23 protein-coding genes are annotated in these 25813 nt (G+C 65.3%); 19 read left to right on the top strand and 4 right to left on the bottom strand.

All coding sequences use genetic code 11. The annotated features are described in order from the left end of the window. The 4 genes from F6X59_RS05855 to icmH form a co-directional block, all read right to left on the bottom strand. The coding region (locus F6X59_RS05855; protein WP_372240312.1) for a toxin VasX at positions 1-373 on the bottom strand (373 nt) is incomplete at its 3' end. Next, the gene (locus tag F6X59_RS05850) at positions 370-1284 is read right to left on the bottom strand and encodes a hypothetical protein (RefSeq protein ID WP_152955285.1); all 915 of its coding nucleotides are present in this window, start codon (positions 1282-1284) and stop codon (positions 370-372) included. The genes F6X59_RS05855 and F6X59_RS05850, both read right to left, overlap by 4 nt. Next, positions 1281-3365, bottom strand: coding sequence for a type VI secretion system Vgr family protein (locus F6X59_RS05845; protein ID WP_152955283.1), 2085 nt, complete (start codon positions 3363-3365; stop codon positions 1281-1283). Before F6X59_RS05845 ends, F6X59_RS05850 begins: the two co-directional genes overlap by 4 nt. A gap of 30 nt (positions 3366-3395) precedes the next feature. Next, positions 3396-4184 (bottom strand): type IVB secretion system protein IcmH/DotU, encoded by a 789-nt coding sequence (gene icmH, locus F6X59_RS05840; protein ID WP_372240311.1) that lies wholly within the window; start codon positions 4182-4184, stop codon positions 3396-3398. 471 nt (positions 4185-4655) lie between these two features. Between icmH and mnxG the strand changes: the two genes are divergently transcribed. The 19 genes from mnxG (at position 4656) to F6X59_RS05745 (ending at position 25793) form a co-directional block, all read left to right on the top strand. After that, on the top strand, positions 4656-10496 hold the full coding sequence (gene mnxG, locus F6X59_RS05835; protein ID WP_152955278.1) for a manganese-oxidizing multicopper oxidase MnxG: 5841 nt from the start codon (positions 4656-4658) through the stop codon (positions 10494-10496). Positions 10497-10514: 18 nt separating this feature from the next. Next, positions 10515-12503: a cytochrome D1 domain-containing protein gene (locus F6X59_RS05830; RefSeq protein WP_152955277.1), complete on the top strand. Its 1989-nt coding sequence runs from the start codon at positions 10515-10517 to the stop codon at positions 12501-12503. After that, complete coding sequence (locus tag F6X59_RS05825; protein WP_152955275.1) at positions 12500-13156, top strand: SCO family protein; 657 nt, start codon at positions 12500-12502, stop codon at positions 13154-13156. Before F6X59_RS05830 ends, F6X59_RS05825 begins: the two co-directional genes overlap by 4 nt. 23 nt (positions 13157-13179) lie before the next feature. Beyond that, positions 13180-13815, top strand: a complete 636-nt coding sequence (locus F6X59_RS05820; protein WP_372240314.1) for an SCO family protein — start codon at positions 13180-13182, stop codon at positions 13813-13815. 3 nt (positions 13816-13818) lie between these two features. Next, positions 13819-15336, top strand: a complete 1518-nt coding sequence (locus F6X59_RS05815) for an ABC transporter substrate-binding protein (protein ID WP_256669085.1) — start codon at positions 13819-13821, stop codon at positions 15334-15336. Positions 15337-15348: 12 nt separating this feature from the next. Continuing rightward, complete coding sequence (locus F6X59_RS05810) at positions 15349-15990, top strand: SurA N-terminal domain-containing protein (protein WP_152955270.1); 642 nt, start codon at positions 15349-15351, stop codon at positions 15988-15990. 237 nt (positions 15991-16227) lie between these two features. After that, positions 16228-16761, top strand: a complete 534-nt coding sequence (locus F6X59_RS05805; RefSeq protein ID WP_152955268.1) for a response regulator — start codon at positions 16228-16230, stop codon at positions 16759-16761. A gap of 60 nt (positions 16762-16821) precedes the next feature. Beyond that, positions 16822-18504: a GspE/PulE family protein gene (locus F6X59_RS05800; protein WP_152955266.1), complete on the top strand. Its 1683-nt coding sequence runs from the start codon at positions 16822-16824 to the stop codon at positions 18502-18504. Further along, the gene (locus F6X59_RS05795) at positions 18458-19279 is read left to right on the top strand and encodes a hypothetical protein (protein WP_152955263.1); all 822 of its coding nucleotides are present in this window, start codon (positions 18458-18460) and stop codon (positions 19277-19279) included. Before F6X59_RS05800 ends, F6X59_RS05795 begins: the two co-directional genes overlap by 47 nt. A gap of 1 nt (position 19280) precedes the next feature. Continuing rightward, positions 19281-19823, top strand: a complete 543-nt coding sequence (locus tag F6X59_RS05790; RefSeq protein WP_152955261.1) for a PilN domain-containing protein — start codon at positions 19281-19283, stop codon at positions 19821-19823. Beyond that, positions 19810-20361, top strand: coding sequence for a type 4a pilus biogenesis protein PilO (gene pilO / locus F6X59_RS05785; protein ID WP_152955259.1), 552 nt, complete (start codon positions 19810-19812; stop codon positions 20359-20361). Before F6X59_RS05790 ends, pilO begins: the two co-directional genes overlap by 14 nt. Continuing rightward, entirely contained in the window at positions 20361-20870 is a 510-nt protein-coding gene (locus F6X59_RS05780; protein WP_152955257.1) for a hypothetical protein, read from the top strand. Before pilO ends, F6X59_RS05780 begins: the two co-directional genes overlap by 1 nt. Beyond that, positions 20867-22747, top strand: a complete 1881-nt coding sequence (locus F6X59_RS05775; RefSeq protein ID WP_152955255.1) for a secretin N-terminal domain-containing protein — start codon at positions 20867-20869, stop codon at positions 22745-22747. The genes F6X59_RS05780 and F6X59_RS05775 overlap by 4 nt, the downstream gene beginning before the upstream one ends. Further along, positions 22744-23217, top strand: a complete 474-nt coding sequence (locus F6X59_RS05770; RefSeq protein ID WP_152955254.1) for a type II secretion system protein — start codon at positions 22744-22746, stop codon at positions 23215-23217. Before F6X59_RS05775 ends, F6X59_RS05770 begins: the two co-directional genes overlap by 4 nt. A 5-nt stretch (positions 23218-23222) precedes the next feature. After that, a complete protein-coding gene (locus F6X59_RS05765) occupies positions 23223-23597 on the top strand; it encodes a type II secretion system protein (protein ID WP_054885274.1) in 375 nt (124 codons plus the stop codon). Beyond that, positions 23572-24099 (top strand): type II secretion system protein, encoded by a 528-nt coding sequence (locus F6X59_RS05760; RefSeq protein WP_152955252.1) that lies wholly within the window; start codon positions 23572-23574, stop codon positions 24097-24099. The genes F6X59_RS05765 and F6X59_RS05760 overlap by 26 nt, the downstream gene beginning before the upstream one ends. Further along, positions 24096-24497, top strand: a complete 402-nt coding sequence (gene csgE, locus F6X59_RS05755) for a curli production assembly/transport protein CsgE (RefSeq protein ID WP_152955249.1) — start codon at positions 24096-24098, stop codon at positions 24495-24497. Before F6X59_RS05760 ends, csgE begins: the two co-directional genes overlap by 4 nt. Then, positions 24494-24907 carry a curli assembly protein CsgF gene (locus F6X59_RS05750; protein ID WP_152955247.1) on the top strand — a complete coding sequence of 138 codons (414 nt, stop codon included), beginning with the start codon at positions 24494-24496 and terminating at the stop codon, positions 24905-24907. Before csgE ends, F6X59_RS05750 begins: the two co-directional genes overlap by 4 nt. Before the next feature lie 34 nt (positions 24908-24941). Further along, entirely contained in the window at positions 24942-25793 is an 852-nt protein-coding gene (locus F6X59_RS05745; protein WP_152955245.1) for a CsgG/HfaB family protein, read from the top strand. The last annotated feature ends 20 nt before the right edge of the window (positions 25794-25813 follow it).

Here is a 25813-nt window from a genome sequence, read left to right as displayed (position 1 = left end):
AGCCGTAGGTATCGGTATCAATGTTGAGGAAGGACGACGGGATGTCGTGGTTTTCATGCACGCAGTGCTCGGGCAGCGACGGAGGCGGCCCCGGGTTTGGCTCGTAGGGCAGAAAGCGGCGCAGGTGGCCCTGCGCGGTGACTTCGTAGGCGTGCCAAATGCGTTGGTCGAGCAGCACATAGAGATAACCACTGCGCAAGGTGCGCAGACCCATCCGGGTTTGCGTGACGGGGTCACTACCGGGACGGGTATCAGGTACCACGGCGCGGCGCAGGGGAAGGATGGGCAGGCCCTGGCGCTGGCAGGCTTTGCACGGGGTAAGGAGGAAGTCGACTTCGGCGACTGCATTGATTATGTCTTGAGTGATGCTCATGAGTAGGCCTCTGGCTGGGGAATGGCTGCAACCAGATGGCGCCAGCTCGAATCGGAAACCTGCGCGAACATCTCGGCGAGGGGCCGTTGTTGTCGGATGGCCATGTCGATCATGTCGCTCACGGCTTTCTGGGTGTGCAGTCGTGCGTGCAGCCGTAGCAGGTGAAGGGCCATTACCAGGATGTCCTGCTCAACCATCAGGCCAAGTTCGCGCGCGTCGTCGAGATGGTTGGATGCTCGCAGGGCCGCGAACGGTGGGATCTCGCGGGCACCGGGAAACGCAGGCAATCTCCTCAATGCCGCTAACACGGCCTCTATCAGGGCGGTGTTCTGCTGAACACGCACAGCGCCCGCAGGCAAACCGCACCGGACGTGTGGCTGACCTTTCAGGTTCGCCAGGCCGCCGCCACTGCTCAAGAACACCCAGCGCTCGATCGGCCACCACGGCCCCTGATCCGTACGCTCGAACAACGCGGCCAGCAACTCCAGGCGCAGCGGTTCGTAAACAGGGTGAAACGTGGTCGCCCCGGATGCATCGGGCAAACGGCACAGGGCCGTCAGGTGAGTTGCGACGGCAGTGGGCGGCGCTTCGCTGAGCAGCCAGCCGCAGACAGGGTGCTTGCGCCGATGCCTGTCGCGTTCGGCCGCCTGTGCTGTCAGCTCCAGCAGCGAGATGTCAGGCGAGCTTGCGGGTGAGCCAAGGCAAACGAGCACCGGATGCAATCCAGGCGAACGAGGCAGGTCGGGCCGAACCACGCGTGTCATCGCTTTGTCGCCCAATACCAGCTGCAGGCTGGCAAGTAATGAATGTTCGCTGCCTGCTGAGGCTGCCAGCGGGTCAAGCAGCACGTAGCTGTACTGCCCGGGGCGGTGATGTTGGTTTATCAGCTTGATCAAGGCGTCACTGCTCATCGGTCGGTTTCCTCGCAGCGGTCGCTGTCATTGGCGAGCAGATCCAGGTCCAACGTATTTCCTGATCCTGCGATGGCTGCTTGGGTCGGGCCGAGCAATGTGAGTGTCAGGCCGTTCAAGGTGATGCCTTGCTGATCCAGCACGATGCTGCCGCCCGGGCTTCTGAATTCGATGCGCTCACTGGCCTGCAGTTGATAGACGGTGGTTTGCTGGTTCACCCCCCCACCGATGCTGATCTGCCGTCGCCCTTTGACGTGCAATTCGCTCTGGCCACCGACGCTGACATGGTGATTGGCCCCAGTGGTCTCGCGATGGTCGTTTCCGACTTGCTCGATAAGGTCCTGACCTATTTCAACCTGGCAGGTGCGCCCGACCCGCTCAGCCCGATCACGGCCCGTTTGTTGTTGCAGATCGTTACCGACAGTCAGCTGTTGGTCATTGCCCACTTCTTCGACACGGTTGCGCCCGACGTTGGTCGTCTCATCGTGCTTGACCACATTGTTCTGGTCCCGCTCGGCATGGATGAACACTTCCTGCTTGCCCAGTTCATCCTCGAAGCGCAGTTCGTTGTAGCCATCACCCTTGTGGGTCTGGCTCTTGATGGTCATGCGCGTCTTGTGTTCCGGCAGGCCGTACGGCGGCAGCTGATTGCCGCAGTAGGTACGGCCGGTAATCATCGGTTGATCGGGGTCGGCATTGACGTAGTGGATGATCACCTCCTGGCCGACCCGCGGTATGGCCATCGAGCCCCAACTTGCGCCGGCCCAGCCTTGGGATACCCGTACCCAGCAGGAGCTGAACTCGTCGTGCTGGCTTTCGCGGTCCCAAGGGAAGCTGACCTTGACCCGGCCCCACTGGTCGCAATAAATCTCCTCGCCGGGCGGCCCGACCACGGTAGCCATGTGCGGGCCGTCGATACGGGGCTTGGCCAACGGGGCAGGGCGCCACTCGGTTCTGCCGGGCACCAGTGTTGCGCGCTGCTGGTAGTGCGTGCCGCGTTCGGCACCGGCGGCTTCTTCCTCCAGGCTGGTGAACTGGCTACCTTCATGGACGACAGTGATCACCCGCCAATGCACGTTCAGGTCTTCGCGCGGGTGGCCCGTGAGGGTGAAGCTCAGTCCCGGTTGCAGGCGCACATCATCGCCTTCCACTTCAGCGACGCAGGCATCGTGGCGCCAGGCGGTGAGGCGGGTCTGGGTAAAAGGCTTGCCAGCCGCATCGCGCTTGTAGCGCCCGGGGTAGTCGAAGCGCTCGTAGTCCAGCGCTTTGTGCACTACGCCGCTGGCCTCTGCCTCGTGCTGCTGGCTATACGCCGGGTTGGTAAAGGTGTAGTCGCGTTGCACTTGCCTGGTGGTACGTACCTGTTCGTTGTAGCGCAAGCGACGCAGGCAGGGGACCGCCTGCACGCAGCCGCTGTTGGCGCGGTACAGCACTTGATAGGGGCCCGTCTGCTCCGGGGCCTCGAAAAAGCCTTCATCGTCATCCTCCAGGCCGATGACGCCATCACTGATCAGCCCCAAGGCCTGCACGCGATCGTTGATGATCAGCGTGTGCTGTTTGGCGCTGTGTTCGAAGCGGTAGACGAAGCCTTCCTCAGCCGCCAGCCTGGCGATGAAGTCGAGGTCGGTCTCACCGGCCTGCACGCAGAACTCACGCACCTGATGGTCGGCGCTGCAACCCAGTTCGAAATGCAGGATGCCTTGCTGCTTGAGCATCAGCTCGATGATCTGCGGTGCGGTTTTCTGCTGGAAGATGCGCCAGTTCGAGCGCAGATTGGCGCGTGCCAGTCGTGGTTCGATCAGGGCGTGGTAACGGGTCCGGCAGAAGCCGGTTTCACCCTGGCTGAAGCTGCTGATCAGGCCATGCACGTAGCGCAGCGGGCGTTCACCCCGCCAAATGGTGAAAAGTGCGGTCTTGTCGAGCAACTGGGCAAAGTCGGCTTCATTCTCGAAGCTGATCAGTTCCAGATGCAGTTGGAACGGCGTGCTGATCGCCTCGTCGAGCTTGAACGACACGACCTCGAATTCAGTTTGCGTAAGTAGCGGCTGGAAGCTGAAGCGCAGGTCGGTTTGACTGGACATGTAGATCTCCCTGAAAGGCTTGGCGTGCGGCTATTGCTGTAAAATGCGCTCCAACGACTCCAGTACCTCGGTGGTGACCAGGTGAAGTCGATAGCTGTAGATCCCATAGGCAATGGCCATGGCAACGGCAGAAATCACCAGCGGGCTCCACCACGGCCACTGCCGTCTGATGCGCAAGTTGCGTGGCGCCACGTTGCTGTAGGGATCGCACACTTCTGCAGGGACCGGGCCGCGCAGTTCGCGGATAGTCCCGTGAAGTTGGTGGATCAGGGCGTTCAGTGTTTCTTCGCCTTTCGGGGCAATGGCATACTTGCCCTTCAGGCCAAGGCACAACGCGAAATACATGAACTCCAGGACGTCCTGATAACGTTTGGGCTCCTGCATAAGCCGCGAGAGCACGGTGAAGATCTTTTCACCGCCCCAGGTCTCGTCATGGAAGATGCTCAGCAGCGATTCCTGGCTCCAGCAGCTGTTCTTGCCCCACGGGCGCTCCATCACGGCTTCGTCGATGAACAGGCACAGGGCATAGGAATAGGCCTGCAGTTGTGCCGGCTCATAGTTGTTCTGACGCATCTCTTCGCGAATGTTCTCGATCTGGTTGCGCACTTTCGAATGCACATCCTTGATGTGCGCAAGTTCATCCAGAGTCCGCAGGCGCATGACCAGACCGAACAGCGGCGCGGCGGCATCGAGCATCAAATTGGCGAAGCCACCGCGCAGCTGGAAGTCCGGGTCTGCGGCGTAACTTGCAGGTTCTGACGGGGGCTCCTGGCGGTTGTCGCGGCAGAGGCTGGCAGCCCATGCAGTGGGTTCGAGCATGCTGTGAGCATTCCGCTCGCTCAGGCGAAAAGTCGCATTTGCCGTTGCCGAGTGTTCATCGCTAGCGTTGGGGTGTCTGGACATCGGGTTCCTCGATTGCCGGCCTGCGTACGGTGGCGCGGGCCAACGAGTGGCTCATCGGTCGGTTGTGTTTGCGCTGAGCCTGAACACTAACGGGGAATCAATTCTCGAAGGACCGTCGCTCTTCCTAAAAGGCTGTAGGAATTGTCGACGCGTAAACTTAGAACCCTGCAATGAAAGTAACCGGCTGTAAGCCTGCCTCGCACAGTCCCGCTGCCATGCCCCCGAAACGACAATGCATATCATCCCCCGAATTGGGGAATTTCCGTGGGGGCTGCTCCCCAATCTGTTCCGCTTCCTTTCCTAACTGACTGAAATTAAAAGCCATTTCCTTATGGCACACACCTTGCTGACCTCATCGCAGTGTTTCCTGTGTTCCGGAGGTGCAGCATGTCGACCCCGTACAAAGGCCCCGTCCTGACATCACTCGTCCTGGCCTTGTTTGGCTGGGAAGCGACCAGCGAGGCTGCTGTGCAGTGCCAGCGCACCTTGGTGGCCAACGTGGTGGCCCTGGACCAGCCACTGATGTTCAACCGCCTTGGCGCGCAGAACGCCAACGGCATGATCTTCGCCCTGCGCGAGGATGTGGTGGATGACCATCAGGTCCCGCTGAGCAAGGGCGGCGCCGCAGTGCCGGGCAAGGTCACCCTGCGCCCCGACAAGCGCCCACGGCCGATCGTGCTGCGCGTGGCCGCCGGTGATTGCCTCACGGTCAACCTCACCAACCTGCTCGACTACAAGGCCAACCCCAACAAGCACGGCATCGAGGCCGATGATGACGTCGAGGGTGTCGAACTCCCGAAAGCGCCTGGTGCCGAAGGCTTCGTCGCCGACGAGCAGGTCGCCGAGCGCATGGTCGGCTTCCAGGTCAACGGCATGCAGGCGGTCAACAGCATCGCCGACATCTCCGCCAACACTGGCCGCAACGGCAACTTCCTGGTCAGCCCCGGCAGCACCCGCAGCTACACCTTGTTTGCCGAGCGTGAAGGGGCATTCGCCGCCACCAGCAAGGCCGCCACCTTCGGCGGCGAGGGTACCGCCGGTAACGTTGCCAACGGCCTGTTCGGCCAGGTGGTGGTTGTCCCCAAAGGTGGGCGAACCTACCGCAACACCCTGACTGAAGAAGAAATGCGCCTGGCCACCACCGGCCGTACCGCAACCGGCCAGCCGGTGATCGACTACGAGGCGCGCTACCCGCAGCGCGAGCCGTGGGTGACCGAGGGCAGGGCCGGCAAGCCGATCATCGCGATGATCGACGGCAACCAGATCCTCAACAGCGAAACCGACGCCATCGTCATGGGCCCCAACCCGGATGGCAGTTTCCCCAAGTCCACCTACCCACTGGAAAGCATCGGCAAGCGCAACCCGGCGCTGCCCAACCGGCTCGAGGCGTTCCGCGACTTCGCTTCGCAGTTTGCCGACGAAGTAGCCGGTACCCAGGCCTTCCCCGGTTACTGGGCGGACCCGGTGATGGGCCATGTGCTGGAACCGGCACGCGACGCGTTCATGATCAACTATGGCTCCGGTGGCATGGGCGCCGAGGTGGTTGCCAACCGCCTCGGCGTGGGGCCGATGCATGATTGCCTGTCGTGCGCCTACGAGGAGTTCTTCCTCAGTGCGCACACCGTGGGCGATATCGGCACCCTGGTCGATGTGCCGGCCAACGTCGGCCTCGAACATATCCGCCCGGGCGAAGTGCCGCCGGCCAGTGCCACCGGGGTCAAGGCCAGCATGGCCCTGTACCCGGCGGAACCGGCCAACGTGCACCACAGCTACATCGGTGATTTCACCAAGTTCCGCAACACCCACAACGGCCACGAGCAGCACATCTTCCACCTGCACGGGCATCAGTGGCTGTTCAACCCCAACGACGACAACTCCGACTACATCGATGCCCAGGGTATCGGTGCCGGCATCGGCTACACCTACGAGATCGCCAACGGCGGTTCGGGCAACCGCAACCGTGTGGCTGGCGATGCCATCTATCACTGCCACTTCTACCCGCACTTCGCCCAAGGCATGTGGGCCATGTGGCGGGTGCATGACGTATTCGAGGAAGGTACCCGGCTGGAAGTCAGCGGGCAGGGCGAAGACGGCTTCCACAGCGCGCCGTTCGCACTGCGCAGCGGCAAGCCAGCGACCGGGGCCCGGGCCCTGCCGGACGGCGAGATCGTTGCCGGCACGCCCATCCCGGCCATTGTGCCGCTGCCCGGCAAGGCCATGGCGCCGATGCCCGGCAAGGTCGTGGTGGTGCCTAAGCTGGCGACCGAACAGGTGGCCGCCAACGACGATGACCACCCTGAGAGTGAAGGTGATGACGACCACGCCCAGCAGCCTGGCGCTGCCAAGGCGATCGGCTCGCTGGCCCTGGTCGACCGCAGCGAGGCCAACCGCAATGCCGACGGCACGCTGAAGAACCCAGGCTACCCGTTCTGGATCGGCGGCATGGAAAGCAGCGTCGGCAACCGCCCGCCCACCCCGCCACTGGACATGCTCGACCCGGCCCTGGCCCGCCAGCTCAAGGACAGCGGCAAAGCCCTGTGGGCCAACCTCGACGCCAATCAGGTCGATGGCTGGGACGGTGGCCTCGGGCGCCATGCGCTGGACGGTGTGTCCGCTGGCGGTGAGGCCGTCACCACCACCACCAAGCTGGACTTCTCCAAGGTGGTACACCGGGCCAAGCCGATCTACCTGCCGGAAGAGGGTACCGACGTCGAGCAGGCCGCCATGCAGTTCCATGCCGCAGCCGAGCACCCCAGCTACGCGCTGATCCCTGGCAGCCAACCGGTGCCCAAGGCCTTCCGCACCAATGGCGCGCTGCCGACCGCAGGCGCACCGTACTACGAACCGTGCATGGATGACCGTGGCAAACGCCTGACGCAGTCTTCGGGCGTTGGCGAATTCTTCAGCGGCGAGAGCCTGGGCGGTATCAACTTCCGTGGCGCGTCCAGCTTCACCGCCGACCGCCCGCGTATCTACAAGGGCGCCAACATCCAGTTCGACGCGGTGTACAACAAGGTTGGCTACCACTTCCCGCAGGCGCGGATCATCGCCTTGTGGGAAGACGCCTGGCCGGTGATCACCAAGCAGCGCCCGCCAGAGCCGCTGGTGATGCGCATGAACACCTTCGACTGCACCATGTACCAGCACACCAACCTGATCCCGTCGTTCTATGAAATGGACGACTACCAGGTGCGCACCCCGACCGACGTGATCGGCCAGCACATCCACCTGCCCAAGTGGGACCTGACCGCCGCCGACGGCTCGGCCAACGGCTGGAACTACGAAGACGGCATTCTCTCGCCCGGCAGTGTGGTCGAGCGTGTGCATGCCATCCGTGCCTTCAACAACTGCGCCGAGGGCGACAGCCGCGACGGCACCGCGGCCTGCCCGAAAGCCAAGCAGCACCCGTATTTCGGCCGCTTCGGCCGGGCCGACTGGCTGGGCGCACGCACCGCCATGCAGCGCTGGTTCGCCGACCCGCTGGTCAACGTGTTCAACGTCGACCGTGGCCTGGGCACCATCTTCACCCACGACCACCTCGGCCCATCGACCCACCAGCAACTCGGGCTCTATGCCACGGTACTGGCCGAACCGGCCGGTTCCACCTGGTACCACGCCGAATCCGGCGAGAAGCTGTACAACCCGGCCACCCGCCAGGACGGCGGCCCGACCTCGTGGCAGGCGGTGATCCAGACCGGCGACAACGACGGCGATGGCAAGAACGACAGCTACCGTGAGTTCTTCCTCGAGTACAGCGACTTCCAGCATGCCTATGAAGCGGGCGTGTATGTGGGTGCCGGCCCCGATGGCATCCCCAATGCCCAGTCGTTCCCGGCCACTGCCGACAGCTTCCGCTACGCCATCAACCCGCCAGTGCGCGGCAAGGCCTCGAGCCTGCTTGAAGCCATCGTCGAGGAGCGTGGCGGCCTCAACCCGGGTTGCCCGAGCCGGCCATGCCCGCAGGCGATCTCGGTGGATGACCCTGGCATGTTCGTCGTCAACTACCGTAACGAACCGCTGGCCTTGCGTGTGTTCGACCCGAACAAGGTCGGCCCGGACGGCAAGCGCGGCATGCAGGCCGACGGCCTCGGCGGTGACCTCAGCTACGCGCTGCAGACCCGCACCGACCGCGCCATCCCGGCGATGAACATGGCACCTTCGGCGATCACTTCGGCGGTCGGCCCAACCGGAGGCACCACGCTTTTCCCACCGCACATCAACAAGGCCGGCAGCGAGCCGGGCGACCCGTTCACGCCGATGCTGCGCACCTACAGCGGCGACAACGTGCGCCTGCGCATGCACGCCGGTGGCCATGAAGAGGAGCACAACGTCACCCTGCACGGCGTGAAATGGCTGCAGAACGGCTCGGGCTTCGGCAACAGCTCCAACTCGGGCTGGAAGTCGTCGCAGATGATCGGCATCTCCGAGCAGCTCGGCTTCATGGCGCCGGTGTCGATGATCTCCAGTTCCGCCGCCACCAACGGTGACTACCTGTACTCGCTGGACGCGGCGCTGGAAGGCTACTGGAACGGTATCTGGGGCATCATGCGCAACTACACCGCCCAGCGCGCCGACCTGTTCCCGCTGCCGAACAACCCGCAGCCGGTGGCCATGCGCAATACCGTGAACTTCGACGGCATCTGCCCGAAAACCACGGCCAACCCCAACGGCATCGGTACCCGCGCCACGGTCAAGCGCAGCTACGAGATCGTCGCCGCGCTGGCCAACGACATTCTGGATAACCGCAACGGCGTCGCCATCAACGACATCGCCGGTATCGGCCAGCATGTCGGCGGCCCGCTCAAGGCCACTGGCGGCACCCTGGTGTTCAACAACCGCAAGACCAGCATTCCGCTGGTGAGCGGTGTCGATCCGGAGGACGGCGTGCCGTTCAGCATCGGTGGCCACAGTGCGCCGCTGCATGACCCGACCGCGATCATGTACGTGCGCAAGGCCGACCTCGATGCCACCACCGGCAAGCTGAAAGCCGGCGTGCCTGTGGAACCGCTGATCCTGCGCGCCAACGCTGGCGACTGCATCAGCATCACCCTGGAGAACCGCCTGCCCGAGGTGATGCCGGACCTGCCCAGCACGGCGGTGATGCACAACGTGGTCAAGCGTGACCGGTTCGACAGCGAAGGTTCCACCGCCTTTGCCAACAACCTGATGCGCCCGTCCAGCCACGTCGGCCTGCACGCCCAGCTGCTGGCATACGACATCACCAAGTCCGATGGTGCCAACGTCGGCCTCAACCCGGTGCAGACCGTACCGCCCCGGGTCGGCAACAGTGGCGCCTACCCGAGCAAGGTGTACCAGTACTACGCCGGCCACCTGGAGCGTGAAGGCAAGCCGGTGCTGCAACTGGGCCGCACGGTGGACAACATCAACACCACGGCGATCGAGTTCGGCGGCCTCAACCTGACCCCGTCGGACTTCATCAAGCAACCGCAGAAGGGCCTGGTCGGTGCCATGAGTGTCTTGCCGCAGACCGCCACCTGGAGCGAAGACACGGCTACCCGTGCCCAGGCCACGGTGAAGGTCACTGGCCAGCCAGACTACCGCGACTTCGTCACCGTCTGGCAGCGCGCGCTGAACATGCGCTGGGCCGATGGCCGCCCGGTGGAAGGCATCAACGTCGAAGGCAACGGCGCGGCGGGCGACCCGCAGGATAACAGCAACATGGCCGTCAACTACCGCACCGAACCGCTGTGGCTGCGCTTCGGCATGGCCCCGAACTCGCCGTTCGGCCACGCCAACGGCCTGGGCTTCGCCGATGTGCCCAACGCTCACATGGCCTACGCCAACGCCCTGGTCGGTGGCGACCCGCTGACCCCGGTGCTGTACGCCAAGCCGGGCCAACCGGTGCGCAACCACATTGTCATGCCCAGCGGCGGCAGCCGCGGCATGGTCTACCAGCTGGACGGGCACCTCTGGCCGCTGCACAGCTACCAGGCCGAGAAGAACGACCTCGACGGCTACCCGATGAGCATGCCCGGTATCGGCTCGGTGCGCTTTGGCGCCAATCCGATGGCCATGTACATCGGCGCCCAGGAGAGCGTGCTGCCAGCCGCGCACTTCAGCTTCATGCTGCCCAGTGCCGGTGGCGCCAACGCAGTGCCAGGCGACTACCTGTTCCGCGACTATGCCGCCTACGGCAACCTCTCGGGACTGTGGGGCATCCTGCGGGTGACCAACGACTTGCCGCCGGCAACCGCCGCGGGCCAGTAAGGGAAGGGGAGCGCGAGCATGTACAAGAACAACAAGACTCGGCCCGCAGTACTGGGGGTAGTGCTGGGGGCGGCGCTGATCGGCCTGGGGATGGCTTATGAAAAACTCTGGTGCGACCCGCGCGAACTGCTGCAGGAGCCTGCCGACCTGCAGGGCCTGCACCGGCTCAGCCGCGATGGCGTGACGGTGGAGTTCGAGGCGCGGCCATTGGCCGGCGGCGATCTGCGCGAAGGGGCCTTTGCCAACATCCGCTTCAAGGTCACCGACCAGGCCAGCGGCCAGCCGCTGTCGGGCATGGCGCCGGGCGCCTGGATCGACCCGGCGCAGGCGGCACCGCTCGAAGGCGGCAACCGTGACCAGAGCTGCAAGGCCCGCGTTGCGCTGTTCCTCAAAAGCAGCATTGGTGCACGGCCGTTGCTGGACCTGAACAGTTACTTCCTGCTGGTGCTGAACAAGGACGCCAGCCTGACCGTGATCGACCCGACCGTGTCGGTGGGTGGCATTACCAGCACCCTGGCGCGCATCGACCTGCCGGGCCGGCCCATGGACTGGACGGCCAGCAGCGACGACAAGCAGGTATTCGTGTCGATCCCGGAGCGTGGCCAGGTGGCGGTGATCGATACCGAGACCTTCACCCGCGTGGCCACCCTGGACGCCGGCGAGTCGCCGGTGCGCGTGGCCATGCAGCCAGACCAGCAGCGGCTGTGGGTCGGCAACAACAGCAGCGACCCGGCCAAAGGCGGGGTGACGGTGATCGACGTCCCCTCACGCAGCACCCTGAAGTCCTTCGCCACCGGCTCCGGGCACCACGAAATCGCCTTCAGCGCCGACTCGCGCTACGCCTTTGTCAGCAACCGCGATGGCGGCACCCTGAGCGTCATCGACATCGTTCAGATGCGCCTGGTAAAAACCCTGGAGGTCGGCCCGCACCCGCTGTCGGTGGCCTACTCGGCGCTGTCCCAGGCGGTTTACGTGGCTGACGGTGAAGAGGGCACGGTGCGGGTGATCGATGCCCGCAGCCATCTGCTGCGCCACATCGTCAAGGCCGAGCAGGGCCTCGGGCCGATGCGCTTCAGCGGCGATGGCCGCTACGGCATCGTGCTCAACACCCTGGACAACCAGGCCCTGGTGATCGATGCCAGTACCGACAAGCTGATCCACCGTGTTCCGGTGGCGGCCGAACCGTACCAGCTGACCTTCACCAAAGGCTATGCCTACATCCGTGGCCTGGCCTCGCCCAAGGTCAGCATGATCAACCTGAGCAGCCTGGGCGAAGGGCGCCAGCCGATCGTGCAGGGCTTCGACGCCGGCCCCGCTGCGCCACGCCAGGCCGGTGACCTGCCACTGGCCCAGGGGTTGTCGGTGTCGCGTGACGACAACTCGGTATTCGTGGTCAACCCGGTGGACAACACCACCTACTTCTATGCCGAGGGCATGAACGCCCCGATGTCCGGCTACAACAACCGTGGCCACCAGGCTCGCGCGACCCTGGTCATCGACCGCAGCCTGCGCGAGCTGGCACCGGGGGTGTATGGCTCGACAGTGAAGATGCCGGCGGCGGGCACGTTCGATGTGGCCTTCCTGCTCAACCAGCCACAGATCATCCACTGCTTCAGCACCGAGGTGGCTGCCGCACCGGATGCGAGCAAGCGCCGGGGGGCGCATGCCGAGTTCATCGGCCTTGACCAGCCCATGCCGCAGCAAACGGTGTTCACCGCCAAGGTGCGCATCGTCGGCGACGACGGCCGGCCACGGGTGGGCCTGGGCGACCTGACCCTGCGCTACTTCCTGGCGCCTTCGTCGCTGCCGCGCAACCTGCCGCTCGAAGAGGTGGGTGAGGGCGTGTACCAGGCGGCGCTGACCCTGCCCGAAGCCGGAGCCTGGTACCTGCATGTGCAGTCACCCTCGCTCGGGCGCAAGTTCGCCGAAGAAAACTACACCAGCCTGCGCGTGCTGCCCGCCGCGGCGGCTACCGCTTCCCAGACCGAAGTGAGGCATGTGCGATGAACGCCAAGCATTCTTTCCAGCTGCTTGCCCTGAGCCTGGCATTGGCCAGCAACCTGGCCCTGGCCCATGCCGGCCATGACCACGACGGCCACGCCGGGCAGCCGCCGGCAGCGCACCAGGAGAAGGCCAGCGTGCGCTTTGTCGATGTTCCGCTGCTCAACCAGGATGGCATGCCGGTGCGCCTGGAGCAGGACCTGGTAGGCGAGCGCCTGGTGGTCATGGGCTTCATCTACACCAGCTGCACCACGGTGTGCCCGGTGGTGTCGTCGATCATGGGCAAGGTCCAGCAACAGTTGGGAGGGCGCGTGGGCGAGGAGATCCAGCTGGTGTCGATCAGTGTCGACCCGCAGCGTGACGACGCCAAGCGCCTGCAGCATTACGCCAAGGCGTTCCAGCATGGCCCGGGCTGGAGCTGGTTGACCGGCTCGCAGTATGCCATTACCGAAACCCTCAAGGGCCTGGGCAGCTTCAGTGCCGACCTCAGCCAGCATCCGCCGCTGATCCTGGTGGGGGATGGCCGCACGGGCCACTGGACCCGCTACTACGGCTTCACCGACCCGGCCATGCTGGTGGAGGAAATCAACCGCCTGAGTGCCCGCCGGGTGCACGCCAAGAGCACCGCCATTGCCGAACACAGTGAGGTGCAGCCATGAGCAGCGCAGCCCGCCACACCACGATGCGCAGCACCGACTGGCTGGCCCTGGTGGCCGTACTGTGGATCCTCAGCTCGGTGGCGTTCGCCCACGAGGGCCATGGGCCGCAGGCGCCCAGCCCACAACCGGCACCGCCGGCCATGGCCAGCGGCGGCGGTACCCGCGATGCGCAGACCTGGTTCACCGACACCGTGCTCAAGGACCAGAACGGCCGCGAACTGCGCTTCTACAGCGATGTGCTCAAGGACAAGGTGGTGATGCTCAACGTGATCTTCACCCACTGCACCGATGCCTGCCCGCTGATCACCCGCAAGCTGCGTGACGTGCGCGATGCCATGGGGCCGGAGCTGGCCAGCCAGGTGACCTTCGTGTCGATCAGCAGCGACCCGCTCAACGACACCCCGGCAGCGCTCAAGGCCTTCGCCGAGAAGCAAGGCGTGGACAGCGCCAACTGGCTGTTCCTCACCGGTGACAAGGCCGATGTCGATCGAGTGCTGGGGCGTATCGGCCAGTTCCTGCCCAGCCCCGAGCAGCACTCGACCCAGCTGATCGCCGGTGACGTGGCCGGCAAGCGCTGGAGCAAGATCCGCCCGGATGCACCACCCGCCGCCATCGCCCAGCGCATGCAGCTGCTGGCGCAACCGCTGGCTGGGCGCTGAGCGATGAAGCCCTGGGCAATGCTGCTCAGCGTGGCCCTTTGTGGCCCGGCGCTGGCGCTCGACCTCACGCCGAATGAACAGGCCGGCAAGCGCCTGTACCGGGACGGGGTGTCGAGCAGCGATGCACAGTTGCTGGCGCGCGTCGGCGCCAGCGACATGAGCGTGCCCGCCAGCGTGCTGCCCTGCGCCAGCTGCCACGGCCTTGATGGGCGCGGGCGCGCCGAAGGCGGGCTACGCCCACCCAGCCTCGATTGGCAGCGCCTGGCGCTGGGGCAGGGCGAGCGGCAAAGCAACGGTCGCCGCTACCCGGCCTACAGCGACGGCACGCTGGCCCGCGCCATCCAGCACGGCGTCGATCCGGCGGGCCAGCGGCTGGACCCGGCCATGCCGCGCTTCGAACTGACCCTGGCTGACCAGCGCAACCTCACGGCCTACCTCAAACGCCTGGGTGAAGAACGCGACCCCGGCGTGGAGGACGGCGTGCTGCGCCTGGGCACCTTGCTCCCAACCAATGGCCCGCTGGCAGGCGCCGGGCATGTCGTGCGTGCCGTGCTGGAGGATGGCGTGGCGCAGATCAACCAGCAGGGCGGCATTCATGGCCGACGCCTGCAACTGGTGGTGGCCGATACTGGCACCGATCAGGCCAGCGCCGAGCGCGCCTTGCAGCGCCTGCTGGATCAGGAGCAGGTGTTCAGCTTGATTACGCCGCTGGCGCCCATGCTCGATCAGCAACTGCCGACACTGCTCGAACAACGGGGTGTGCCGTTGATCGGCAGCACGCCGCGCAGCGGGGGCAGTTCACAGATTTTCGACCCCTTGCCGGGTATTGCTAGCCAATTGCTGAGCCTGGCCGCCCATGCCAAGGGCGCCCTGGGCCTGGCACCCGACGGCTTGCGCGTGGTGTACGCCGGCAACGATCAGGCTGTATTGGCCGAGCAGGTGCGCGAACGGTTGCGTCAGCAAGGCTGGACGCCAGCACCGATCCAGGCCTTTGACGGCCAGGCCGTCGAAGGCCAGGGCATCGTCTTCATCGGCCGTGCCCAGGCTTTTGCCGAGTTGGCCCAGGCGCTCCAGGCCGAAGGTCGTGAGCCCTACCTGTTCGCCGCCTCCAGCCAGGTGGCGGCAGCGCTGGCCGGCTTGCCAGCACAATGGTCGCAACGGGTGTTCCTGGCCTATCCGTTCGTGCCGGGCGACTGGACCGAGCAGGGCATGGCGACCCTGGCCGGCCTGCAACAGCGCCAGGGCCTCGACCCGCGCCAGGCGTCGTTGCAGGTCAGCACCCTGTGCGCCCTGCGGCTGTTGTCCGAGGCCCTGAAGCAGATTGGCCGCGATGCCAGCCGCGAACAGCTGGTGGCCGCCCTGGAGGGCCTGCACGATGTCGACACCGGCCTGACCCCGGCGCTGGGCTTCGGCCCCGGCCGCCGCCAGGGCATGGCCGGTGCCCATGTCGTCGCGGTGGCGCTGCCCGGGCCTCGCTTTACCGCTGTTGCCCCGTACCGGCCAGTGCCGGACAGCCCTTGAGCGGAGGTGGCCATGCGTATCCTGTTGCTGTGCCTGCTGCTGGTGATCGCCAAGGCGAGCTGGGCCGACGTGCCCGCTGCGCGGGTCAACGGCGTGGATATCGACCTGATGCGCCTGGAGCGCTATTTCACCGAGTACCTGGAAGCCCAGGGCAGGGCAGTGGCCAGCATCCGCAACCCGACGCTGTACAAGCGCCTGCGCGTGCAAGCACTGGACGAGCTGATCGACAAGGAATTGCTCTGGCAGGAATCCCAGCGCCAGGGCATTCACATCAGTGATGAGCAGATAGCAATGCAGGTAGGTGAAATCGAAGCAGCCTTCGGCAGCCCGGCACTGTTCGAAAGGCGCCTTGCAGATGCAGGATTCGATCGGGCGGAGTACGCTGACTACGTGCGCCACGAAATGGCCGCGCAGCAGGTGTACGCCCAGCTCAGCGCGGTAGACGAGCCCAGCCAGGCCGAAGTCGCGGCGTTCTACCAGGCCAACCGGCAAATCCTGCAAGGAGCGCAGAACCAAAGTGATAGTACGTCGGTCATACCCGAACCGGGCCTGGCGCTGGCCAAGGCTGCGCTCATCGGCCAATTGCAGGCGCAGGCGCGCCAATCCGTGCGCCAACGTTTGCGCGAATCCGCTACAGTGGAAATCGCCGACTGAGGCCCTCGAATGGGTTTCCCCAATGCTGGGGAATACCGGTTTGGCAAAGTGCCATCACCTTCCCCGGATGTGGGGAACCGGGCCTGTGCCTGTATTGCCGGGCCTGGCGCGGCCTAGCAAAATCAATGACTTACAGTGGTGCGAGATGACTATTCACGCCTGGCACGAAGCCTGCTCAAGCCTTATCGAGGCCGCACTTCGCAAACCGGGCAACCGGGCAGTATTTGGGAGTCGACCTTGGTGAACAGAGTATTGGTAGTCGATGACGAACAGACCCTTGCGCAGAACCTGCAAGCGTACCTGCAGGCGCAAGGCCTGGAAGTTCACGTCGCCCACGACGGTGCCAGTGGTATCGAGCAGGCGCAGAGCCTGGCACCGAAAGTGATTGTGCTGGATTACCGCTTGCCCGACATGGAGGGTTTTCAGGTCCTGGAGGCCGTGCGCAAGAACAGGCAGTGCCATTTCGTGCTGATCACCGCCCACCCGACTGTCGAAGTCCGTGAGCGAGCCGCCGAACTTGGCGTGAGTCATGTCCTGTTCAAGCCGTTCCCGTTGGCGGAACTGGCCCGCGCGATCTTCGACCTGATGGGCATCGAGCGCCGGCGCAGGGCCACTGACGATCCAGCCGAAGGGTTTGTCGAACGACGCCAGAACAGGAACGAATCGTTCCCCTTGCAGTTGTACGATGGCAGCTGGGTGTTGGCTGATCGCCGCCGTAATGGCGCCAAGCCCCCAGGACCTGACGACGAACAACTGCTCACCGGGGAATAGCGGCGCCCGCTGCCCTGGCCAAGCCAGCCTGCGACGCGCCCCTGAGCGGAGTCGCAGGCCATGTCAGACGTACTCGATACACGTGCAGGCAAGCACAGTGCCTACCCCCGCGAACTCCTGGCCCAGGCCCGTCTGCAAGCTGGCGACGAGCGCCTGCTCAACTGCCTGGAGCGCCTGGCCAACGAAACCCCCGACCGCTTCATCCATCGCCTTGGCCTGACCCTGCATTATCCGGTGCTGGAAACCCAGGCCCTGCTGGCCAGCAGCCCACGCTTCGACAAGGTCAGCCTGGCCCAGTGCCTGAAGCGCGAGTTCGTGCTGATCGAACAGGACGGCGAGCTGATCGGCGTATTCGCCGACCCCTTCGACCACGCCCGGCTGGCCTGGATCGACGACAATCTGCCGGGTGCGCCGCTGTACCTGGCTCACGCTGCCGACCTGGCCACCTTCCTGGCCCGCCACGAAGAAAGCTTCCACGCCGTCGACGCCCTCGACCATGACGGCGAAGCCAGCGGTGAGATCGACCCGCTGCAACGCCTGTCGCTGACCAGCATCAGCGAAGACCAGAGCAAGGTGGTGAAGCTGGTCAACTCGACCCTGTACGACGCCCTCAAGCAGCACGCCAGCGATATCCACCTGGGGATGACCGGCCAAGGCCTGGTCATCAAGTACCGCATCGACGGCGTGCTCAATGGCGCCGGCAAGGCCAGCGGCAGCGCCTTCGCCGACCAGGTGATCTCGCGCATCAAGGTCATGGCCGAACTGGACATCGGCGAAAAGCGCGTACCTCAGGATGGCCGCTTCAAGGTCGCCATTGGCGAGCGGCAGATCGACTTCCGTGTGTCGATCATGCCGAGCATCTTTGGCGAGGATGCGGTGCTGCGGGTGCTCGACAAGCAGGACCTGTCCGACCGCGTCAGCGGCGTTCAGCTGCAAGCCCTGGGCTTTGCCGATGAAACCTTGCGCGCCCTGCGCCGGCTGGCGGCCGAGCCCTACGGCATGATCCTGGTCACCGGCCCCACCGGCAGCGGCAAGACCACCACCCTGTACGCCATGATCAGCGAGATCAACCATGGCGTGGACAAGATCATCACCATCGAAGACCCGGTCGAGTACCAACTGCCCGGCGTGCTGCAGATTCCGGTCAACGAGAAGAAGGGCCTGACCTTCGCCCGCGGCCTGCGTTCGATCCTGCGCCACGACCCGGACAAGATCCTGGTCGGCGAGATCCGCGACCCCGACACCGCACAGATCGCCGTGCAGTCGGCGCTGACCGGCCACCTGGTGTTCACCACCATCCATGCCAACAACGTTTTCGATGTGATCGGCCGCTTCAGCCAGATGCAGGTCGACCCCTACAGCTTCGTCTCTGCCCTTAACGCCGTGCTGGCCCAGCGCCTGATCCGCCTGGCCTGCCCGCACTGCTGCACGCCGTGCGAGGTCGATGACGACACCCTGACCGCCTCGGGCCTGACCCGCGCAGCGGTCACCGCTTGGAAGTTCGTCCGCGCCCAAGGCTGCGGCCAGTGCCGTGGCAGTGGCTACCGCGGCCGCAGCGCGATTGCCGAACTGCTGCACCTGGACGACGACCTGCGGCAGATGATCGTCGAACGCCGCCCCCTGTCGCAGATCAAGCAGCTGGCCTGCCAACGCGGCCTGCGCCTGCTGCGTGCCTCGGCCCTGGACCTGGTCCGTGATGGCCGCACCACTCTTGAGGAGATCAACCGTGTCACATTCATTTGAGCATGGCTCTTATAGATACAGCGCCGTACTGGGCGCCGAAGGTGTCGGCCTGGGTCGCGCGCACGGCAATCAAACGCAGTGGCTGGGCAGCCGCGAGTTCACCTGCGATGCCGCGCAACCGGCCTGGGAAGCCGCCTTGCAAGCCTTGAGTGCACTGCTGGCCGAACACGCCGTCAAAGGCGCGCAGCTGCGCGTGCTGCTGTCGGCCCGCTACAGCCGCTTCTGCCTGGTGCCGTGGAGTGATGCCATCGGCCAGCCAGGCGAGCTGGATGCCTACGCCCGGGCCTGCTTCGAGAACCTCTACGGCCAGTCGCTGGACGACTGGCGCATCGTCCTCTCGCCCGAGCCAGCCGGTGCCGCACGCATCGCCACCGCGCTGCCCGAAGCCCTGCTGCAAGGCCTGCAGAACCTGGGCCGGGAAAGCCGCCTGAGCCTGCGCTCGGTGCAGCCTTACCTGATGGCGGCCTACAACCGCTGCTCGGCGCAACTGGAGCAGGGCGACTTCCTGTTCGTGCTCGCCGAACCGCGCCGCAGTGTGCTGCTGCTGGCTGCCGGCGGTGCCTGGCAACAGGTGCTGGCCCAGGGCTGCGCCGATAGCGACCAGGCCCTGCAAGCGTTGATCGAGCGTACCTGCGAGCTGTACGGCGAGCATTTGCCACGGGTCTACCTGCATGCCCCCGGGCGCGGCGACGTGCCGCAACTGGCGGCGGTGCAGCTGTGCCAGCCCGCCGGCGACAGCGACCCGCTGTGCGCCATGTGGCGGGCGGTGGCCTGACATGCGCCGCCTCGACCTGGAATTTCAGCCCCGTCGCAGCGGCCCGTTGGCCTGGTCGCTGCTGGCCCTGGGCGCAGTCGCAGTCGCCGGGCTGGTGCTGCTGCAACAGCAGCTGCAGGTCGAGCAGGCAGACCTGGAAGCCCAGGTGCACCGCCTGGAACTGCAACTGGGCCGCCGCCCGGCCCCGGTCGCCCCGCAGAACAGCGCCGCCAGCCGCGAGCAGGCCGAACGCCTGGCCCAGATGCGTAGCGTCTCGCAGCAACTGCAACGGCCCTGGCAACAGCTGTTCGCCATGCTCGAAGCGCAGCCGCAGGAAGACGTCGCGCTGCTGACCCTGACCCCGGATGCCCGCAAGGGCCAGGTGCGCATCACCGCCGAGGCCCGCAACCTGGAAGCCATGCTGCAGTACCACCAGCGCCTGGAGCAAAGCGCCGAGCTCAGCGATGTCTCGCTGCTCAACCACGAAGTGGTGGCCGGGCAGCCCGAGCACCCGGTGCGCTTCAACCTCACCGCCACCTGGGAGACCGGCCATGCGCGTCCCTAGCCTTATCCTCCACGAGCAACTGCGCCGCATCGGCCCGGTCGGCCTGGGCGCCGGCGCCGCCGCAGCACTTGCCGTCGGTATTGCGCTGGCCGGTGTAGTGCCCGAATGGCAAGCCGTGCGCGAACTGCGCGCCAGCCAAGCCGATGCCAGCGTGCAGGTCGAACGGGTCAAGCGCGGCGAGCTGAAGATCGCCGTCAAACCCGAGCAGCAGGCGCTGGACAGCCTGCGCCAGCAACTGCCCGGGCAGCCTGAAGCGAGCGAACTGATCGAGCGCCTGTATCACCTGGCCAGTGCCGAGCACATCAGCCTGGCGCGTGGCGAGTACGCCCTGGGTGTCGATCCCAAGACCCAGCTGTCGCGCTACCAGATCATCCTGCCGGTGCGCGGCAGCTACCCGCAGATCCGCGCCTTCCTGCGCGGCCTGATCGGCCAGCTGCCAACCCTGGTGCTGGAAGACCTCGAATTGCAACGCAAGACCATCGGCGACACCGAACTCAACGGCCGGGTACGCCTGACCCTCTACCTGTCGAGGTCGTGATGAACACACAACGCGCAGTGATGTGGGTGGGGTTCCTCGGCGTGTCGGCAGCACTGGCATGGGCGCCGGGCCATTGGTTCAACCAGGACGAAGAGGCGGCGCCGATCGCCGGCAAGGCAGCCAACACCAATGCCCAGGCAAGCACCGACCCTGTGGCAGCCGGCTTGCCGGCGAAAGGGCCGGCACAGGCCTCCAGGGATCTGTTCCCCGCCCAGCAATGGGCCAGGCCACAAGCCCTGGCCACCGTCACCGAACAACCCGTAGCCGCCGCGCCCGTCGTCGCCGTGGCCCCGACCGCCCCAGCGCTGCCGTTCCAGTTCGTCGGCCGCATGGGCGACCGCGACGACCTGCAGATCTTCTTGCAGAGCGGAGAAAAGCTGTACGTCGTGCGCAAGGGCGACGTGATCGACAGTACCTATCGCCTCGACAGAGTCTCGGCCAATGAGCTGGACCTGGTTTACCTGCCTTTGCATCAGTCACAGACCTTGTCTGTAGGGAGCGCACCATGAAGTCGTCGAAACTGTGCAAGCCTGCTCCGTTCATGCTCCTGGCGCTGTGCGTGGCCATTGCCGGCTGCGGCTCCAGCGGGGTGCGCAAGGACAGCGCCGAGCTGATGAAGGAAGGCCAATACGAGGCCGGCATCGCCCGCCTGGAAGAAGCCCTGAGCGAAAACCCGCGCGACACCGAGCTGAACATCGCCCTGGCCCACGGGCGCCAGGCCGCAGTGGAAGCGCTGATCAGCCAGGCCGATGCCGACCGCATCCGTCACGACTTCACCAGCGCGCGCATGGGCTACAGCCGGGTGCTGACCATCGAGCCGAACAACCGCCGCGCCCAGGAAGGCATTCGCCATCTGGAGCTGATCCGCACCCTCGACGAGCGCGTGGCACTGGGCCAGGCCGCGCTGCGCCAGGGCGACCTGTTCGGCGCCGAACGCTACATGCGCGAAGTGCTGCGCCTGGACCCACAGAACCAGAAGGGCATTGCCCTGCGCACCGACATCGAGAACGTCCAGGCGCGCACCGCAACGCCGTACCCGCAGCTGCGCAGCAAGCTGGAGCGCCCGGTGACCCTGGAGTTCCGCGACGCGGGCCTGAAGACCATCTTCGAGGTTTTGTCGCAGGTCGCCGGCATCAACTTCATCTTCGACAAGGACCTGCGCCCGGACATGAAGGCCACCATCTTCGTGCGCGACGTGCGCATCGAGGATGCCGTGGCGCTGCTGCTGGAGCAGAACCAGCTGCGCCAGAAGATCGTCAACGACAACACCTTGCTGATCTACCCGGACTCGCCGCAGAAGACCAAGGACTACCAGGAACTGGTCATGCGCACCTTCTACCTGACCAGCATCGACGCCAACACCGCGCTGAACATGGTCAAGACCATGCTCAAGACCCGTGACGTGTTCGTCGACGAACGCCTCAACACCCTGACCATGCGCGACACCCCCGATGCCGTGCGCATGGCCGAGAAGCTGCTGCAGTCGCAGGACCAGTCCAACCCCGAAGTGGTGCTGGAAGTGGAGGTGATGGAAGTCGCCACCTCACGCATCCTCGACCTTGGCCTGCAATGGCCCAACACCTTCGGCGTGCTGACCGACGACGGCAACCCGGTCAGCGTGCTCGACCAGCTGCGCGGCATCAACTCCAGCCGCATCAGCATCTCGCCGGCACCGCAGGCCAAGATCAATGCCCAGGACAAGGACATCAACACCCTGGCCAGCCCGGTGATCCGCGTCAGCAACCGTGAGCAGGCGCGGATCCACATCGGCCAGCGGGTACCGATCATCAGTGCCACCTCGGTGCCGTCCACCCAGGGCCCGGTGATCACCGAAAGCGTTACCTACCTGGACGTGGGTCTTAAACTTGAAGTGCAGCCCACCGTGCACCTGAACAACGAAGTGGCAATCAAGATTGCCCTGGAAGTGAGTAACGCCACTCCGCTGGAGGCCACCCGCCAAGGCACCATCCCGGTCCAGGTCGACACCCGCAACGCACAGACCAGCCTGCGCCTGCACGATGGCGAAACCCAGGTGCTGGCCGGCCTGGTGCGCAACGACCACAACGCCAGCGGCAACAAGATCCCAGGCCTTGGCGACATCCCTGGCCTGGGGCGGTTGTTTGGCAGCAACAAGGACGACATGAGCAAGTCCGAGCTGGTGCTGGCGATCACCCCGCGGATCGTGCGCAACCTGCCGTACCAGAGCCCGTCGGACATGGAGTTCGGTACCGGCACCGAGTCGAGCATGCAGGTGCGCCAGGCGGCGCCGCTGCCAGTGCGTGACGTGCCGGGCGACGTGCCGAGCGACAGCCGGGACAGCGCGCCGGTGGTCCAGAGCCAGGTGGCCACCGCCCCCGCCCCCGTCACCGTGAGCCCACGGCCATGAAACGCCGCCAGCAGGGGTTCAGCCTGATTGAGGTAGTGCTGACCCTGGCCCTGCTCGGGATGCTCGCGACCATGGCTGCCCCCCTGACCGAAACAGTGGTGCGCCGTGGCAAGGAGCAGCAACTGCGCGAGGCGCTGTACCAGATCCGCGATGCCATCGACGCCTACAAGCGCGCCTTCGACGCCGGCTTCATCGAGAAGCGCCTGGATGCCAGCGGCTACCCGCCGAACCTGCAGGTGCTGGTCGATGGCGTGCGCGATGTGCGCAGTGCCAAGGGTGCCAAGTTCTACTTCCTGCGGCGCATCCCCCACGACCCGCTGGTGGCGGCCAAGAACGAGGACGATGGCGGGTGGGGCCTGCGCGCCTACGCCAGCAGCCCGGACAACCCGCGTGAAGGCGAAGATGTGTTCGATGTGTATTCCAAGGCCCACGGCAAAGGCCTCAACAACATCCCTTACGGGCAATGGTGACAGCCATGAAACGCAGCAAAGGCTTCACCCTGATCGAACTGCTGGTGGTGATGGCGATCATCGCCACGCTGATGACCATCGCCATGCCGCGCTACTTCAACAGCCTGGACAGCTCCCGCGAGGCCACCCTGCGCCAGAGCCTGGCGGTGCTGCGCGAAGCCCTGGACCATTACTACGGTGACACCGGGCATTACCCGGATTCGCTGGAGCAGCTGGTGGAGCAGCGCTACCTGCGCAATACCCCGGTCGACCCGATCACCGAGCGCAGCGACGCCTGGCAGCTGGTGCCACCGCCGGAAGGCGTGGCCGGCGGTGTGGCCGATATCAAAAGCGGTGCCACAGGGAGGGCGCGTGATGGCAGCCTGTTTGCGGAGTGGTAAGGCCAGCGCCGGCTTCACCTACCTGGGCGTGCTGCTGTTGATCGCGATCAGCAGCGTCGCACTGGCTGCTACCGGCACGGTGTGGTCAAGCGTTGCGCAGCGTGAGCACGAGCGCGAGCTGCTGTGGGTCGGTGGCCAGTATGCCCAGGCCCTGCGCAGCTACTATCGCGCCTCGCCGGGCCTGGCCCAGTACCCCAAGGAGCTGGTCGACCTGCTCGAAGACAACCGCTTCCCGGAGGCCAAGCGGCATATCCGCCGCCTGTACCCGGACCCGATCACCAACAGTGACGACTGGGGCCTGCTGCGCGCCATCGATGGCCGTATCACCGGTGTGCACAGCCGCTCCGATGCCACCCCGTTCAAGCGCAGTGGCTTCGGCACACAGTTCTCCGGTTTCGAAGGCCTGGAGCACTACAGCGACTGGCAGTTCGTCGCCGAGCAGGCCTTCAACGAAAGTGCCGGCGGCGCCCGTACCCATGCCGGCCCGGGAGACACGCCATGAAACGCCTGCACGCCCTGTGCCTGTGCCTGCTGCTGGCAGCCGGGGTGCCGGGTGCGGCCATGGCCGACGCCGAGGACGAGATGAAGGGTTTTATCGTCGACAACACCATCTCGCACATCGGCCACGACTTTTACTACTACTTCGCCGACCGCCTGCGCGCCACCAGCCGCCTGGACTTCAACCTGGTGGTGCGCGAACGCCCGGATGCCCGCTGGGGCAGCCTGGTGACCGTGGAGTTCGACCGTGATGTGCTGTACCGGCGCTTTCTGCCGCCAAACGTCACGCAATTAAAAGAAGAGGCCGTCGCGGCCGCCGACCTGGTCAAGCAGGAAGTCATTCAGCGCAAGCTGCAACGGCTGCTGCAGGACACCACTGATCTGGATAGGGATGAGCTATGAACACGTGCATACCCCGTTGCCTTGCGGCTGGCCTGCTGCTCAGTGCCTGCGCCGCCTCCGCCACCGAGCTGGTGTACACCCCGGTCAACCCGGCGTTTGGCGGCAACCCGCTCAACGGCACCTGGCTGCTGAACAACGCCCAGGCGCAGAACGACTTTGACGACCCGGACTTGAAGAACCGCACCTCTGCCTTTGGGGGCACTTCGGCGCTGGAGCGCTTCAGCAACCAGCTGGAGTCACGGATGCTGTCGCAGTTGCTGGACAACATCAGCAACGGCAAGACCGGCAGCATGGCCACCGACGCGTTCCTGATCGATGTCATTGATGACTCCGGTGCCCTGAGCATCAAGGTCACTGACCGCGCCACAGGAGAAACGTCGCTCATTGAGGTCAGTGGCCTGAACCCCTGAGAGGGACGGGTCGTTTAGCTGGGGAGAGAGCACCATGAAACGTCTGCTGAGCACTTTACTGATTGTCGCCACGCTTGCCGGTCTGCAAGGCTGCGGCCTGCGTGAGCCGATGCCGGCCGAACAGGACACGGAAACCCCGACCCTGACGCCGCGGGCCTCGACCTATTACGACCTGATCAACATGCCGCGCCCCAAAGGCCGCTTGATGGCCGTGGTATACGGCTTCCGCGACCAGACCGGGCAATACAAACCGACCCCGGCCAGCTCGTTCTCCACCAGCGTCACCCAGGGGGCGGCGAGCATGCTGATGGATGCCCTGAATGCCAGCGGCTGGTTCGTGGTGCTGGAGCGTGAAGGCCTGCAGAACCTGTTGACCGAACGCAAGATCATCCGTGCTTCGCAGAAAAAGCCCGACGTGCCCGAGAACATCGTGAGCGAACTGCCACCGCTGCAGGCCGCCAACCTGATGCTCGAAGGCGGGATCATCGCCTACGACACCAACGTGCGCAGTGGCGGCGAAGGCGCCCGTTACCTGGGCGTCGACATCTCCCGCGAGTACCGGGTCGACCAGGTCACGGTGAACCTGCGTGCGGTGGACGTGCGCACCGGGCAGGTGCTGGCCAACGTCATGACCAGCAAGACCATCTACTCGATCGGCCGCAGTGCCGGGGTGTTCAAGTTCATCGAGTTCAAGAAGTTGCTCGAAGCGGAGGTTGGCTACACCACCAACGAACCGGCGCAGCTGTGCGTGCTGTCGGCGATCGAGGCGGCGGTGGGGCACCTGCTGGCACAGGGCATCGAACGGCGGCTGTGGCAGGTGGCGGGGGAACCGGGGGAGGGCAAGGCAGAGGTGGACAAGTTCCTTAGCCAGAACCAGCCCCAGTAAACAACCTGCACTGGCCTCTT

Origin of the sequence: Pseudomonas sp. MN1F (genome assembly GCF_009391885.1) — a bacterium.
Classification (GTDB): domain Bacteria; phylum Pseudomonadota; class Gammaproteobacteria; order Pseudomonadales; family Pseudomonadaceae; genus Aquipseudomonas.
This window is presented reverse-complemented; position numbering and strand designations above follow the sequence as displayed.

What these genes read in the sequence shown, in the direction of transcription:
- F6X59_RS05795 (WP_152955263.1), top strand. Translation starts at nt 18,458, where the DNA reads ATGGCCGCACCACTCTTGAGGAGATCAACCGTGTCACATTCATTTGAG.
- F6X59_RS05845 (WP_152955283.1), bottom strand. Translation starts at nt 3,365, where the DNA reads ATGTCCAGTCAAACCGACCTGCGCTTCAGCTTCCAGCCGCTACTTACG.
- F6X59_RS05850 (WP_152955285.1), bottom strand. Translation starts at nt 1,284, where the DNA reads ATGAGCAGTGACGCCTTGATCAAGCTGATAAACCAACATCACCGCCCC.
- F6X59_RS05765 (WP_054885274.1), top strand. Translation starts at nt 23,223, where the DNA reads ATGAAACGCAGCAAAGGCTTCACCCTGATCGAACTGCTGGTGGTGATG.
- F6X59_RS05825 (WP_152955275.1), top strand. Translation starts at nt 12,500, where the DNA reads ATGAACGCCAAGCATTCTTTCCAGCTGCTTGCCCTGAGCCTGGCATTG.
- F6X59_RS05830 (WP_152955277.1), top strand. Translation starts at nt 10,515, where the DNA reads ATGTACAAGAACAACAAGACTCGGCCCGCAGTACTGGGGGTAGTGCTG.
- F6X59_RS05745 (WP_152955245.1), top strand. Translation starts at nt 24,942, where the DNA reads ATGAAACGTCTGCTGAGCACTTTACTGATTGTCGCCACGCTTGCCGGT.
- mnxG (WP_152955278.1), top strand. Translation starts at nt 4,656, where the DNA reads ATGTCGACCCCGTACAAAGGCCCCGTCCTGACATCACTCGTCCTGGCC.
- F6X59_RS05775 (WP_152955255.1), top strand. Translation starts at nt 20,867, where the DNA reads ATGAAGTCGTCGAAACTGTGCAAGCCTGCTCCGTTCATGCTCCTGGCG.
- F6X59_RS05790 (WP_152955261.1), top strand. Translation starts at nt 19,281, where the DNA reads ATGCGCCGCCTCGACCTGGAATTTCAGCCCCGTCGCAGCGGCCCGTTG.
- F6X59_RS05770 (WP_152955254.1), top strand. Translation starts at nt 22,744, where the DNA reads ATGAAACGCCGCCAGCAGGGGTTCAGCCTGATTGAGGTAGTGCTGACC.
- F6X59_RS05780 (WP_152955257.1), top strand. Translation starts at nt 20,361, where the DNA reads ATGAACACACAACGCGCAGTGATGTGGGTGGGGTTCCTCGGCGTGTCG.
- F6X59_RS05750 (WP_152955247.1), top strand. Translation starts at nt 24,494, where the DNA reads ATGAACACGTGCATACCCCGTTGCCTTGCGGCTGGCCTGCTGCTCAGT.
- icmH (WP_372240311.1), bottom strand. Translation starts at nt 4,184, where the DNA reads ATGCTCGAACCCACTGCATGGGCTGCCAGCCTCTGCCGCGACAACCGC.
- F6X59_RS05810 (WP_152955270.1), top strand. Translation starts at nt 15,349, where the DNA reads ATGCGTATCCTGTTGCTGTGCCTGCTGCTGGTGATCGCCAAGGCGAGC.
- F6X59_RS05800 (WP_152955266.1), top strand. Translation starts at nt 16,822, where the DNA reads ATGTCAGACGTACTCGATACACGTGCAGGCAAGCACAGTGCCTACCCC.
- F6X59_RS05820 (WP_372240314.1), top strand. Translation starts at nt 13,180, where the DNA reads ATGCGCAGCACCGACTGGCTGGCCCTGGTGGCCGTACTGTGGATCCTC.
- F6X59_RS05815 (WP_256669085.1), top strand. Translation starts at nt 13,819, where the DNA reads ATGAAGCCCTGGGCAATGCTGCTCAGCGTGGCCCTTTGTGGCCCGGCG.
- F6X59_RS05760 (WP_152955252.1), top strand. Translation starts at nt 23,572, where the DNA reads ATGGCAGCCTGTTTGCGGAGTGGTAAGGCCAGCGCCGGCTTCACCTAC.
- csgE (WP_152955249.1), top strand. Translation starts at nt 24,096, where the DNA reads ATGAAACGCCTGCACGCCCTGTGCCTGTGCCTGCTGCTGGCAGCCGGG.
- pilO (WP_152955259.1), top strand. Translation starts at nt 19,810, where the DNA reads ATGCGCGTCCCTAGCCTTATCCTCCACGAGCAACTGCGCCGCATCGGC.